Annotated in this window: 13 protein-coding genes; 2 read left to right on the forward strand and 11 right to left on the reverse strand. The window is 44.7% G+C overall.

Features of this window, described 5'->3' with window-relative positions; genetic code table 11:
• Positions 1-464: 464 nt before the first annotated feature.
• Positions 465-1,772: an FtsW/RodA/SpoVE family cell cycle protein gene (locus C8268_RS19730; protein ID WP_234032998.1), complete on the reverse strand. Its 1,308-nt coding sequence runs from the start codon at positions 1,770-1,772 to the stop codon at positions 465-467.
• 4 nt (positions 1,773-1,776) lie between these two features.
• On the reverse strand, positions 1,777-2,106 hold the full coding sequence (locus tag C8268_RS19735) for a PadR family transcriptional regulator (RefSeq protein WP_106769248.1): 330 nt from the start codon (positions 2,104-2,106) through the stop codon (positions 1,777-1,779).
• A 170-nt stretch (positions 2,107-2,276) separates the two neighbouring features.
• On the opposite strand from C8268_RS19735, the gene C8268_RS19740 reads away from it, so the two are divergent.
• Positions 2,277-2,564 (forward strand): hypothetical protein, encoded by a 288-nt coding sequence (locus C8268_RS19740; protein ID WP_106769249.1) that lies wholly within the window; start codon positions 2,277-2,279, stop codon positions 2,562-2,564.
• Positions 2,565-2,611: 47 nt separating this feature from the next.
• On the opposite strand, the gene C8268_RS19745 is transcribed toward C8268_RS19740, so the two are convergent.
• The 9 genes from C8268_RS19745 to C8268_RS19785 all read right to left on the reverse strand — a co-directional run bounded on the left by C8268_RS19745 (position 2,612) and on the right by C8268_RS19785 (position 12,315).
• Complete coding sequence (locus tag C8268_RS19745) at positions 2,612-3,391, reverse strand: AraC family transcriptional regulator (RefSeq protein ID WP_106769250.1); 780 nt, start codon at positions 3,389-3,391, stop codon at positions 2,612-2,614.
• Between the two features lie 9 nt (positions 3,392-3,400).
• Positions 3,401-3,997 (reverse strand): LysE family translocator, encoded by a 597-nt coding sequence (locus C8268_RS19750; RefSeq protein WP_106769251.1) that lies wholly within the window; start codon positions 3,995-3,997, stop codon positions 3,401-3,403.
• A gap of 139 nt (positions 3,998-4,136) precedes the next feature.
• On the reverse strand, positions 4,137-5,537 hold the full coding sequence (locus tag C8268_RS19755; protein ID WP_106770040.1) for an MATE family efflux transporter: 1,401 nt from the start codon (positions 5,535-5,537) through the stop codon (positions 4,137-4,139).
• 239 nt (positions 5,538-5,776) lie between these two features.
• On the reverse strand, positions 5,777-6,913 hold the full coding sequence (locus C8268_RS19760) for an FAD-dependent monooxygenase (RefSeq protein WP_106769252.1): 1,137 nt from the start codon (positions 6,911-6,913) through the stop codon (positions 5,777-5,779).
• Between the two features lie 11 nt (positions 6,914-6,924).
• Positions 6,925-7,518: a TetR/AcrR family transcriptional regulator gene (locus C8268_RS19765; RefSeq protein WP_106769253.1), complete on the reverse strand. Its 594-nt coding sequence runs from the start codon at positions 7,516-7,518 to the stop codon at positions 6,925-6,927.
• Positions 7,519-7,677: 159 nt separating this feature from the next.
• Entirely contained in the window at positions 7,678-8,427 is a 750-nt protein-coding gene (locus tag C8268_RS19770; protein ID WP_420094254.1) for an ankyrin repeat domain-containing protein, read from the reverse strand.
• 4 nt (positions 8,428-8,431) lie between these two features.
• A complete protein-coding gene (locus C8268_RS19775; protein WP_106769254.1) occupies positions 8,432-10,009 on the reverse strand; it encodes an S-layer homology domain-containing protein in 1,578 nt (525 codons plus the stop codon).
• A 135-nt stretch (positions 10,010-10,144) separates the two neighbouring features.
• The gene (locus tag C8268_RS19780; protein WP_106769255.1) at positions 10,145-10,840 is read right to left on the reverse strand and encodes a response regulator transcription factor; all 696 of its coding nucleotides are present in this window, start codon (positions 10,838-10,840) and stop codon (positions 10,145-10,147) included.
• On the reverse strand, positions 10,837-12,315 hold the full coding sequence (locus C8268_RS19785) for a HAMP domain-containing sensor histidine kinase (RefSeq protein WP_106769256.1): 1,479 nt from the start codon (positions 12,313-12,315) through the stop codon (positions 10,837-10,839). The genes C8268_RS19780 and C8268_RS19785 overlap by 4 nt, the downstream gene beginning before the upstream one ends.
• 150 nt (positions 12,316-12,465) lie before the next feature.
• Here C8268_RS19785 and glsA point away from each other — a divergent pair, with 150 nt between their 5' ends.
• Positions 12,466-13,407: a glutaminase A gene (glsA, locus tag C8268_RS19790; protein WP_106769257.1), complete on the forward strand. Its 942-nt coding sequence runs from the start codon at positions 12,466-12,468 to the stop codon at positions 13,405-13,407.
• Positions 13,408-13,464: the final 57 nt, after the last annotated feature.

Raw genomic sequence — 13,464 nt, forward strand, 5'->3', positions numbered from 1 at the left:
CCATGCAAACGCTTGCATAAAATGGAGTAAGTTTTAACGGAAATAATGATATATATGACATTTTTTATGAGTTATGTCATCTAATCCGTTAAAACAGCAAATAATAATAGCAATTTCGATGTAAACGTTTGCATATTTTATTGTATTCGCCCTTCTAATGATCGTCAAGAGTCAAGGGATACAATTTCACCTGGAACGCTGGTGACCTGCCAGCTACATCATACATTCACAAACAGATTTTGCGTCGGTTTCTTTTCTTTTGAGATGAATTCCCACGAATTAATGAAAGAGAACGAAGCGATTTAAGAAAGGTTGTGGTTGCCTTTGTCCCCGAATTTCCTCCGTAAGAATTACACAAAATTCGGGGGCAAAAGCGATTGGAGAAATAGGCATGTGGAGCGTCCTCTGCAACTAGAAAGGGGGCTTTCATTCAATGGCCCCTTTAAGATATCCCTGCTTCCACGTTAATGAACGACTGCATTCCTGCGCGGAACCATATTTTTACGCCGATACATCGACAACAGCATTCCCACAGCAGCAAAATAAAAAAATTGCGACCAGCCACCATAAGCCATAAATGGTAAAGATACGCTTGTAATAGGAACGATACCGAACGCCATTAGAATCGGCCACAGCATAAAGAAACCGAAAATGACCATGAACGCAAGCGTCAGTCTTTTGGCATAAAGATCATGCCGTGAAGTAGACATGCGCCACAATTCAATCAGAAACAGCAGAACCAGCAAAACGATCACAATCGCTGCACCCCAGCCGAAGCAGTAGATAAGGTATGGAAAAAGCGAATCACTTAAGATGTATGGCAAGGTTTTGTGGGTTGCAGCAAATCCATGACCAGTCCAGCCTGCCGATCGGATCGCCTCCATCGTCTGGATCAATTGAAAATTGCTCTCACTCGTAGGATTAAAAAACGCAGCTATTCGGTGCCTTACTTGTTCCATCTGGAACATCATAAAAGTAAACACAGCCAGGGTTGGCATACCAAAGAGAAGCATATGCTTCATCTTTTTCGTTGATTGCCAGGTTAACACCAGATAACCGATAATATAAATCAGACCGTAATTCATCGAGCGGCCAAAAATAAATAAAAGAATCGGAACTACGCCCCGAAATAGCATCCGGTAAACATGATCTAACATTCCGTCCCGCTCGTCTTGCTGAGAGAAATTCAATCCTGCCAATGCGATGAGCAAAAGAAAGACGGAAAGTTCCATCATGTTAATGTACATGAACCCCAAGGAAATATATAATTTTGCTCCATTCAATGTATCCCCCGCCCACAGAGTATAAGCCATAAGAGCCAGGGTCACAGAAAAGATCACTTCAGAATACTTCCGAATTTTCCGGTAATCTAAAAAATAAAATCCTATAAGAACCAAAAGTCCCATGACAATGTAAATCGCTTTTTTAATAGATAAACCAGAGGTGTATGTCAGCGGTTCAGAATATTCCACATTGAGCACCCCGAATAAGCCAATCAGAGACATCAGCACAATCATGATACTCATCCTCCAATTCAGCAAAGGCCGATGCGCCTGATGAAGGCTCCGCCCGATCACCGACGCAGATCCCATCTGCTTGACGGCTTCCTGAATCGCTGATTCTTCCGTATAACCTTCCATCTGAAGGCTCTCCGCTCGTTCCACGATATGCCCGCTGATCTCCTCCCGGATTTCGGGATGAAGTTCCTTCGCCCGAACATGCCTGCAAATGCTGTCCAGAAATTCCTTCACTGCCTTATTGTTTTCTAACATCACGCTACTTCACCTCCCCGATAACCGTATCTACCGCCGTTCGAAACCGCACCCATTCCCGGGTCTTTTCTATTAATTGCTCCCGTCCACGATCTGTAATCCGGTAATATTTCCGTTTGCGTCCATCATACTGACTCCAGTATGATTCCAGCCAGCCCTCTGCCTCAAGTGTATGTAAAATAGGATACAATGTCCCTTCCTTCATCAAGAACACACCGTCCGAGCATTGTTCGATCTCCTTAATCAACTCGTAACCGTACATTTCTTTCCTGCTCAGGACGGTAAGCAATAAAATAACGGTGCTCCCTTTAAGCAGCTCTTTATTAATCGTCAATGTCGTTTCACTCCCCTGCCAATATACATCGTAAATCTATGTATCGTTAATCTAGGTATATAATAATACTTTCTTTTCCAACTTTCAATCTTTAAGATTAACCTAACTAAATTGTATTTTTTTAACTTACACTCTAAAATAAGAGAATCATATCAACAAAGGAGAACAATATGTATTTTCGGAAAATAGCGGTTTTCGCCCTGCTGTTGATGTTCCTGGCTAGTGTATTTCCCCTACAAGTATCCGGAAGTGAAGAACGTGTCCTGGACCGCGAAACCTCCGACAGACTACGAGAGACATATGACCTGGAAATACCCGACTCTTCTTCCTCTCCTATGTTTGAAGGCGACTGGGGAACGAGCAATCCTGCCGGGCTCGCTCTTGATCTTGTTTACACCGCTCTATACCCACTTCCCTCCATTGTCCAAAAGATTGTCTATTTTCATTCTGTAAAATAGTTCAACGCAACAAATTGACATAGCAAAAAGAGGGCCTAGGCCCTCTCTTACTTCCTTAAGTGAGACATATAATCATAAGCTGTCGTTCCGTACACATTTTTGAAGTGACGATTCAAATGAGCCAGATCGGTAAAGCCGCACTGGGTAACGGCCGCGTACACATCCCGGCTCCGTTCGATTAACTGCTTCGCATGCTCCACCTTACAGTTCAAATAGTATTGATAAGGCGAAATCCCCACGTTCGCTTTAAAAGAACGAATGAATTGATACTTGGACATACCGAAGCGGCTGCTTAATTCATCCAAACGCAATACTTGATCAAGATGACCATGTATCATTTCCTTGGCTTTTCTTGTGAACACCGTGTCTATTTTTCCAGTTCGACTGAATAGATCCTCTGAAAAATTGCCGGCAACGTCGAGCAGCAGCTCGCTGCATAAAGCCTCCGGCATATCGTTAAATATCGCCTTGGTTAGATTCAGAATCCTCTTCTCTAATTTGGGATCATATACAATGGGCGTATTGAAACGAACCATATCTTTTTTCTGAATCAATTCCAAAAAATGATCAGGATGAACATAGATCATCACATAATCTATTCCTGTTTTTTCCTGAGACCAGCCATCATGATTCTGCTCCGGATGGAACAACATCACACCGCTTTCGTGAGAGACCTGCTGACTGCCGTCCAGCTCATACTTTTGAATTCCGCGCAAGGTTACACCCAGGGCATATTCCTCATGACAGTGCATTTTATATTTAAAATCGGTCATCCTTGCAGACAGCGCAGTAATCCCTGCCGATTTTTTATATATAAAGCGCTCCATCCTTCATTTTCACCCCTTTATGAGATCCGTAATACCGGAAACGCTAATTGCCGAATAAACGAGCAGCAACGCGAGTATCGTTTGGCTTGCCTTTTGATATTTTTGCATAATTCCTTGAAAAAGGGTACCGCACACCGCCCAGGTCAAATAAGCGGCCACCCCAATTAACGTCACAATAACAACAAATACGGACAATACAGGTCCCGATTTATAATATGGCATTACAAAACTTGGAATGACGGTTAATGTAAATACAACAACCTTTGGATTTAAAAACTGCGTTAGAAAACCGGACGTGAACGATGTTGCTTGATTAGAGGCATTTTCAGATACGTCCATCCTGTAAATTTGATACGCCAGATACAGCATAAACAAGCTGCCCGCGATCTGCATGAATGCTAAAATAGCCGGCATACTGGAACCTAGTACGCTATTCAGAAAAACCGAAGCGGCAATTAACAGGAAAAAAGCAAGTGATGCCCCGGCAATATATCGTAATGCTTTTTTCATGCCCTCGTTCTGAACCGCCGCCAGAATGACGATGTTGGACGGACCGGGTGTGAACGCGACCACAAAACAATAAATAAAAAAGGAAGAAAAATTCATGATAGCAAGCTCTCCTTACAAAGGAATTACCCTTGCATTATAGAGCTTTTGGCTAATGGCAGAATAGTACATTATTGCAGCAAAAAAACCCGCAGTGCCGGGGCTGCGGATTTCATTGTAACTCTTTTGTTTGATCACGTTATATAAGCTTATGCGCAAACCACTTCTTCCCGCGAAAACGCCACAGAAAGATTGCACCGCGCACGCCCCATTCACAGTTCATCGCCAGCCAAACTCCAAGAATGCCAATGCCAAGGACAATGCCCAGAATATATCCAAGCACTACCCGGAACAGCCACATCGTCAACATCGACGTGATCGAAGTGAACCGAGAGTCGCCCGCCGCCCGAAGCGCGGATGGAAGAATGAAGCTGATGGGCCATAATGGAATCTGTACGATACAATTGATCAGAAGGAGCAAGAAGATATCATCCACAATTTCAGCAGGTGGATCGAACAAACCGACCAGCGGCCGGAAAAACGGTAATAGAATCAAGCCACTTACTACCAAAGTGCAAGAGCCCAGCACAAGAAAAGACTTGATAAACTTGCGAGCATCTGCAATATTCCCTCGTCCAATGCATTGTCCGACAACCGTTACCACGGTGAGAGACAGGGCGCTGGCCGGGATTTGAAGCACTCCGGCAAGAGATTGGCCGATGGCGTTGGTCGCGATAGCATAGGTGCCCAAACTGACAATGAACACCTGAGTTAATATTTTTCCGCCGTTAAAAAACATCTGCTCCGCCGCAAACGGAAGTCCGATGAACATGATCTTGCGCAGCATGGATAACGGAATTTGAAATAAATCGCGTACCCGCAGATGCAATGTAGCATCCACTTTAAATAAATAGTACAGGGCGCAAACAGCCCCCCCATAACGAGCGATGTTCACGGAGATCGCCATCCCCGTCACACCCATCTCTAAAATATTTATAAATACGACGTTCATTAAAACGTATAGTAAGTTCATGATCATCGATAGAATGAGCGATGCCCGTGTTTTTCCGATCCCGCGAAGTGCACCGCATACCGCTTGAACAATCGCTATACCTACGTATGAAGCACTGCTTCCGATCAAATAAACCCTCGCACTGTCCAGCACTTCCGGCGAGGCTGATCCAAACAGCACACTAAGCACTGGATTATGAAGCCCCATAATCAGAAGGCCAATCCCAAAAGCGATCAAAGCTACCGAAGTGACCGTACTGGCAGAAGCCCGGGAAACCATCAGGTCATTGCCGCTGCCTTTATACTGAGCCACTACAACCGTACCCCCGGTCGCTACAGCTACAAACACATTGATCAAAAAAATGTTGAGCGAATCGACCATGTTAACCGCACTGACCGCCGCCACCCCCGACGAGCTGATCATAGCCGTATTTACCAAATTAAGTCCGATAATAAAGGCCTGGTCGATCAGAATCGGAAAAAACAAAGCAAAAATCTGCCGGTAATCCATCGATTCTCCGGAAAAATATTGATTCAAAATGCCATTCATCTGCATTTGCATTCGTCTACGAAGTGGATTCAACGTCATCACATTCTTTTCGTTTATATCAGGTAAAAACGCTTGGCTGACCTTATGATACGACGTATATATTTGAAAAAACTCTTCATCTGAAGAGCTTTTCATAAGACTACATAAAATGAAAAACCGGAACAGTTCCGGTTAATTTTAATATTTCTACATAAGCATATTTACCCAGTGTTGATTGGAGGATATCACTGTACCCGAAATCTGTCAATGAGCAAAGGCATGTATCCCGAAGGTATCCATTAATAATGAAATTTATATAAATCCTGAACTCGATTTTGGGATATGGATTTTGGAGTATGCCTCATGATCCAGTTTCTGCCTGCGGTCAGGATGCTACTTTCAGACTGGGCTATTTTTCCGAGCATCCAGGATAGATTCGATATTTTGACTGCCCTCTTTCTTCGACGGATATCGTATTGTACAAAAGCTTCATGAATATCGCTGTACTGCTCGATACAATCAGCAAGGACCCGAGCATCTTCAATCGCTTGGCAGGCTCCTTGACCTACATTAGGTGTGATGGCATGAGCTGCATCTCCGATAAATACGATACGTTTCTCATAAAAACGTTTCAAAGGTACGATATCCGCTATATCACGGTGAATGATTTGATGCGGCTCTGTCTTTTTCAACAGACCAGGGATCGGCATATGATAATCCTCGAAAATAGGAAGTAAATCCTGCGCTGTAAAATTAGCATAGCGGGCTTCATTCGGCGGAGCGTTCACCAATGCATACCAATACACTTGATGATGTGGCAGCGGCACAATGCCAAAACGGCCTTTCGTTCCCCACGTCTCGATAAAATGTTCCGACAACCCCGGAAGACCATCGGAAGAGACGACACCTCGCCAGCAGGTATATCCGGCATAACGATAAATATCTTTCGTCAAGAGTTGCTTTCGTACACCGGAGTGAATACCATCAGCGGCGACCAATATGCTTCCCTCAGCTATACTGCCATCCGCAAAATGGACCCGTACACCATGGTCATCTTGCTGGATCACTCGGCATTCTTTCCCCCACTCCACTGTCCCGGGGTGAAGCGCCGAAAGCAATAAATGATGCAGATCCTTCCGGTGGATCGAATACATCTTCTGAGAGCCGGAAGGGACCGTTAACTTGGTCAGCATTTCCCCTTTTTCAGACAACAGATGAAAACTCTCGCTTGCCTTTCCGGCACGGATGATCTGAGCGGCAATGCCATAGGGTTCAAGAGCCTGAAGTGCATTGGGAGCTATAATGATGCCGGCGCCTGCTACGGTTGGTTCAGGACTTCTCTCGTATACCTTTACTTGTATCCCCAAGTGTTGAAATGCGATAGCCGCACACAGACCTGCGATTCCTCCGCCAACGATAACAATGTTATTGTTCATTCTCTGTCCTCCTAAACGTGATTAATGCCTTCCCAAACCACATCCAATTGCTCTTCAAGGATCTCATCGATCCTCTTATCGCCGGAATGCAGCAGCGACCAAGACAACATCGTATGAAAATAAACACCTACAATCGTCGAAGCGATGACATTTGCATCCCGGGTCGTGTGCAGCTTCCCGCTCTTTTTCGCACGATCAATCATAGAGGCCAGACTTTGTTTCAACTGAAGAACGCTCTTTGACTCCTTCTCGACAAGATAAGCCGATCTAATCAGTTCAAAGATGGCAAGCTTGATCAGTTCACCATTCTCTGTAAACCGCAGCAGCAAATCATGCAGCACCCGACCGATGTACTCTCTGGGATGCTGCTCAAGCTCTTGATGCTCCTTCATACTTTGATGCATAAGCTCAAGCTGAGACTCACCCAAATACAACAGAATTTCTTCTTTTTTCGAAAAATAATTAAAAAATGTTCCTTTCGCAATCCCGCAACTCGAAGCGATTTCTTGAACAGTCACATGATCATATCCTTTTTCCTTAAACAGCTTGATAGCCTGTAAAAAGATCAGCTCTTTCGTTTCCTTTTTTCGAGCTTCCCGTAACATAATCCACCTCCATTAAAAATGACCTTGGTCATTTTTCGACCAAGGTCATTGTAATTTATTTCCTATCATTTTGTCAATTAAAAACAATTATGGATTTTAAAATTTAATTCAACTTAAAAAGGACATCACAAGATGTCCTTTGGAAAATCAGTATCCGGTTTACTTCCCGCCTGCCTTCAACAGGATTTGCTCTATTTCTTTAAAGCCCTTATTTCGTGCATGCTGGAGTGGTGTAACGCCGTCCCGGTCGGCAATATTCACATCAGCTCCATGATCAATCAGTATTTGTATCGTCTGCTGCTGCTTTTCACCGCCATCGTTCAAAATAACCGCTTCCATTAATGCTGTCCAACCCAGATTGTTGACATGGTTCACATCGATCTCTGTACGTGTAAGCAGCTCTTTCACGACCTCTACATAACCATGCTCCGAGGCAGGAATTAAAGCCGTTCCACCATACCGATTCGTTATTTTAGGGTCTGCTCCTGCATCGATCGTAAGCTTCAATATTTCCAAATACCCTTCAGCTCCCGCATACAGAAAAGGGCTATCCTTGATGTTATCCTGAATGTTCACGTCTGCGCCCGCATCGATAAGAACCTCTGCTGTTGCGACATCATTATTACGGGTAGCGATCAAAAGCGGCGTCTGCCCCTTGGCATCCTGTGCATCAATGTCCACTCCCTTTTGAATGATATTCACGACAGCATCTGTATCTTTTTCCGTTACGGCCTGAAATAGTTGTTCTGTCAAAGCGCTCTCCTCCTTAACAGGTTTACTCGTCTCTACAGTCTCTACAGCATCACTTGCACCACCTGAAAAACAGCCTTGAATGAAAAACACGAAGCTTAACATAAGTGTATGCCACTTCATCAGAAGCCCCACATCCTTTAAGAAATAATACCACATACAGCTACTCCCTATGCGAATTAACAGACTTCGGGAGCGACAAGAATAGGATTGGATTCAAACTGCTACTTCGCTGTAAAGTCAATGCCTCAGGAGAAACAGCCCAATCGCCTATTGGCTGTACCGTATAAGTCACACCTGTTGTCAATTTGGCTTCGTTTTGCATTACAAACGTACCCGTTGCACCCTTACGGCTCTGTACTGTGTATTGTGCCTTCGCTTCCGAACCATCTGAACCCGTCAGCTTCACTTCACGTTGAACAAAGATTTCATCACCTGGATCTTGTGAAAGAGTTACATTCAGATGAGATGCATCAACTTGTGCAACAGAATTTATCTGCACGGACGCCGCTTCCTTTGCAACGAATGCCGGGTTCTTCAAAGTCAGCCAATCCGAGGTTACAGTATATTTTACACCCGGCTTCAATTTTGCCCCATTCGCCAGACGGAACTTCGGCTCCTGATTGCCGTCTGTGGATTGTGTGAATGGAAGATAGTGAGCTGTCATAGGCTCACCGCCCTCTGGTGTAATCATTACGTTTCGGCTGCGCAAAGAGGGGACAATTTGATATTGTTGACCGTTATTGGTATTGTTCTCATCCAATATCATAGCATTGCTGCCTCGTCCTCCGGAATATACAGAGATCATATAGCCGTAGTCCACTACACCGTCCGATTTCAGAACTTCAATTTCGAAGGAATCCTTGTCTACCTGTCGTGCTTCATTCGTGCGGATTAACTCGTCACTCGCCTCAACCTTCAAGCTCTGACTGTCTCTATAATTAAGTGTGTAGGTCGTACCCGGCGTCTGTGTCGTTGTCGGCAAAATATAAGTCGAGAATGAACCTGTTTTCAGGCGCGGCTGATTAACCAGTTTCAGTCCGTTGTCAAATACAAAATGACTCATGCCTGCTTCCAAACTTTCATTTTCCTGCGTTAACGGTTGGTTAAAGGTTACTTCCATCGTTACTTTGTTGAGCGAGCGGATATTTGTCATTTTTGCAGATTCCGAACGAATGGACTTTTGCGATGTTGCCAACAGTTGGAGCGCATCGCCGCGTGTCGCAAATTGATCAGCAGAATAACCATCCATCCAAGAACGTATAGACATCACGTCACGCTGTAATCCCTTGGCAATCGCCTCTGCCATTTCCGCATGTGTAATATTGCTGTTCGGCTTGAACTTGCCATCCTCACTTTTCATCACACCGAGCTCAGCTACTGTATCTACATATTTATAATACCAATCTGCCTGTTTTACATCTTCCAGTTGTATATCATCTTTGTTGCTCTCCAACTTAAGTCCAAGCACGAGCATCTTTGCGAATTCCGCACGCTTGATGTTTTGATGAGGCTTCATCTTTCCATCGGAATAACCTGAAATAACGCCCTGTTGCATAAGCTGAGCGATCGCTTCCTCATATGAACCGTAATCAGATTTCGCTGTTACTGCGATTTCACTAGATTTCTTGCCGACATTGGCAGACTTATCTGCAGTTACACTTCCACTCATAAATATGTTTGTTCCGACAACGGCTGCTGCTGCAAGCAATGCTATTTTTTGGTGCGGCTTCTTCATCATCTATCTTCCTCTCTGCTTAGATTCCATATCCTTAATCCAATGATATATGCAGAATCTAAACCATTTCGAAACGAAAGATTAATAATTTCTAAACAGCTTCGAAAGAACTTCGAAATGACGCCGGTCAAGCCAAACTCACACGGAAAAACGATATCCCGCTCCCCAAATTGTCTCAATAAATTGCGGATTCGATGGATCTGTCTCGATCTTCTCACGCAATCTCCGCACATGCACTGTTACCGTTGCGATATCTCCCATGGACTCGAGCCCCCATATCCGCTCAAAGAGCTCTTCTTTGCTAAAAACCCTGTTTGGATGCATCGCAAGGAAGACGAGAAGATCAAATTCTCGGACCGTAAAAGCAACCTCCTTACCATGAACATAAACACGGCGTGATGCCTTATCAATCGTTAATTCCCGAATGTGGATTTCTTCCGTGGATTCCTTCTTACTGCTGCCGACAAGCCGCTGATATCGGGACAAATGAGCTTTGGCCCTTGCGACCAATTCACTCGGACTGAATGGCTTCGTTACAAAATCATCGGCACCATGACCGAAGCCGCGAATTTTATCCACTTCCTCTTTTTTGGCGGATACGATGAGGATCGGCACATCACAGATTTCCCGGATTTGCTTGCACAACTCGAATCCATCGATTCCCGGCAGCTGCAGGTCAAGGATCATCAGATCATACCCGCCATCCCGTGCACGCTGCAATCCTTCCGTACCCGTCAAACAAATATCAACCTCAAATCCATGCAATGCAAAATAATCGCGCTGCAGCTCTGCAATTGCGAGCTCATCTTCCACGATCAAAATATTCGCCATCACTCACCACTCCCACTGGCCGGATTCGTCACCATTTTCAACGTAAAATAAATCGAGCTGCCTTGTCTCCACTGGCTTTCCACCCATATACTCCCGCCATGACCCTCGATAATCTGCTGTGCAATGGCAAGTCCCAGTCCGCTGCCTCCAACATCTCCGCTGCGAGATTCATCTCCTCGATAAAACTGTTCAAAAATATAAGGGAGCTGCTCCTCCGGAATACCCCGGCCATTGTCACGGATCTCGACCTTCGCAAAGGTCTCCTCTTTCGAAACGCAAACGGTGATGATCTTCTCGTCCTTATCCATATACTTCACACCGTTATCGATTAGATTCAAGACAACCCGCTTCAGCTTGTCGCGATCGGCAACAACCGTAATTGGGCTGTCAGGATATGTTCCTTCAATATAAATGCCTTGCAGATCCAAATCAAACCGCAGCTCCTCAGTGATGTCCTCCAAAAATCGGCCAAGATCGGTATGCTCAAATGAATAAGGAACCCTTTTCAAATCCAATTTCGAATATAAAAACAGTTCATCCACAAGGCGATCCAGACTGATTACCTTCGAATGAATCGTATCCAGATATTTATCCATTTTAACCTGTGTATCGGCGACACCATCACGGATGCCTTCCACATAACCTTTAATCGTCGTAATCGGTGTTCGCAGATCATGTGAAATACTCGACAGCAACTCTTTTCGGTTATCTTCATATTGTAGTTGCAGCTGAACGGAGTGTTTCAATTGTCGCCTCATCTCTTCAAATGAAACACAAAGCTGCCCGATTTCATCATTGCTTTGCGCTTTCACTTCAAAATGAAGATCCCCATCCTTAATCTGCTCTGCAGACTGCCGAAGTCCATTAAGCGGCTTGATGATGGAACGTGTAATTAAACGGAATAATAGCCAGTTCATAAGTAAAAGAATAGCGAGCAGCAGACCGATCAAGATCGGAAACAGCTTGCGGATCATCTCGGCGAACGGACTTCGTTCCCGCAGTACGTAAATACTTCCCCGGTCCTTGTCTGGAAATGTAAAGTCAAACTTCGCATAGGCAAAAAAACGGCTTCCATAGTTCATCGTATTGCGAATCTGATTATTGGCCATTTCGTAATCAGGCAGTGCTGCGCCGAGATTCGGTTCACGCAGTGACGGAGATACAAACACCTGCTTCAATTCTTTTCGAACATATAAGCCCGCTTGGATCATTCGCAGCTGAAAATCATAATCGCTTAGCAGCTCCTCATCCATTAGCTTCTCTGGGTCTGTCTTGGCAAGCTCTTTGAGTTCCAGAAAGATGCGTTCCTCGGATTTTGACAGCGGGTTCAGCTTATAATGGTTTTTATAAAAGTCACTAAAACTGCGCACATCTCCCGTCACAGCAATCGTTATTAAATATGCACTGGATGCAAATAAGACAATCGTAACCATAAGCACGATCGTAAATGAAAGCAACAGACGTACACGTATCGACAATTACATTCTCCCCCGCCGTATAATTCATTGCGAAAAAAATGCTTTTTCGAATGATCTAATATTATCATGGGATGTTTAAGGTTAAAATGTTAAATTATTTATAGAATGAAACATCTTGCTTCACCGTTTCTTTAGAAAGGAGTTTTGCAAATGTCATCTGTCGAGATCGAAATGATCCGAAATCAATTGCCCGGCTGGATTAAAGCAAGTCTGCCTTACGCAGCCAGCGGCGAAGTAGCTTCCTACATACCCGAACTGTCTAAAGCCCCTCCTGACGCTTTGGGCATCACTCTGCTTGACGCTAATGGCGATGTCGCAACTGCAGGCGACTGCCACATGCACTTTACAATGCAAAGCATCTCGAAGGTCTTTACACTGATTTTAAGCTTGATGGACAATGGTGAGGACGCTGTTTTCCGTAAAGTCGGTATGGAACCGACAGGCGACAACTTTAACTCCATGCTCAAGCTGGAGCTTGTCAGACCCGGCATCCCATTCAACCCTATGATCAATGCAGGTGCCATTACCGTGACTTCGTTAATCCATGGAAGCTCTCCCCAGGAGAAAATCGAGCGAATCCTGCATTTTTTTAGAAAAATCGCTGGAAATGACCGGCTTCGTTACGATATGGATGTGTACCAATCCGAATTGGAAAACGCAAATCTCAACCGTTCGATTGCGTATTTTCTAAAAGAAAACGGTGTGCTGGAAACGCCAGTCGAGGAAATTCTGGATGTTTATATTCATCATTGCTCCATCTTGGTGAATTGCGCTGATCTGGCGCGCATGGCCTTGGTCTTGGCTTTGGGCGGTATCGATCCGCAGACCGGCAAACAGCTTATTCCTCGCCGATATGTGCGAATTGCCCGAACTTTCATGACCACATGCGGCATGTACAATGCATCTGGGGAATTCGCCATTGATGTAGGGCTGCCGGCAAAAAGCGGGGTATCCGGCGGCATCATGACACTGGTGCCCGGACGATACGGCATCGGTGTAGTCGGGCCTGCACTTAATGATAAGGGAAACAGCCAGGCCGGTGTTCAATTGCTCGAGATGATCTCTAAAGAAATGGAGTGGAGCATGTTTTAAGCTTCCGGTTGCCCTCGATAAAAAAGGCCGGGCTCCTGTTTAACAAAAAGCCCGGCT

This window comes from Paenibacillus faecalis (genome assembly GCF_900289175.1).
Classification (GTDB): Bacteria; Bacillota; Bacilli; order Paenibacillales; family Paenibacillaceae; genus Paenibacillus_AQ; species Paenibacillus_AQ faecalis.

What these genes read in the sequence shown, in the direction of transcription:
- C8268_RS19775 (WP_106769254.1), bottom strand. Translation starts at nt 10,009, where the DNA reads ATGATGAAGAAGCCGCACCAAAAAATAGCATTGCTTGCAGCAGCAGCC.
- C8268_RS19750 (WP_106769251.1), bottom strand. Translation starts at nt 3,997, where the DNA reads ATGAATTTTTCTTCCTTTTTTATTTATTGTTTTGTGGTCGCGTTCACA.
- glsA (WP_106769257.1), top strand. Translation starts at nt 12,466, where the DNA reads ATGTCATCTGTCGAGATCGAAATGATCCGAAATCAATTGCCCGGCTGG.
- C8268_RS19740 (WP_106769249.1), top strand. Translation starts at nt 2,277, where the DNA reads ATGTATTTTCGGAAAATAGCGGTTTTCGCCCTGCTGTTGATGTTCCTG.
- C8268_RS19765 (WP_106769253.1), bottom strand. Translation starts at nt 7,518, where the DNA reads ATGTTACGGGAAGCTCGAAAAAAGGAAACGAAAGAGCTGATCTTTTTA.
- C8268_RS19755 (WP_106770040.1), bottom strand. Translation starts at nt 5,537, where the DNA reads ATGACGTTGAATCCACTTCGTAGACGAATGCAAATGCAGATGAATGGC.
- C8268_RS19770 (WP_420094254.1), bottom strand. Translation starts at nt 8,427, where the DNA reads ATGTGGTATTATTTCTTAAAGGATGTGGGGCTTCTGATGAAGTGGCAT.
- C8268_RS19745 (WP_106769250.1), bottom strand. Translation starts at nt 3,391, where the DNA reads ATGGAGCGCTTTATATATAAAAAATCGGCAGGGATTACTGCGCTGTCT.
- C8268_RS19760 (WP_106769252.1), bottom strand. Translation starts at nt 6,913, where the DNA reads ATGAACAATAACATTGTTATCGTTGGCGGAGGAATCGCAGGTCTGTGT.
- C8268_RS19730 (WP_234032998.1), bottom strand. Translation starts at nt 1,772, where the DNA reads ATGTTAGAAAACAATAAGGCAGTGAAGGAATTTCTGGACAGCATTTGC.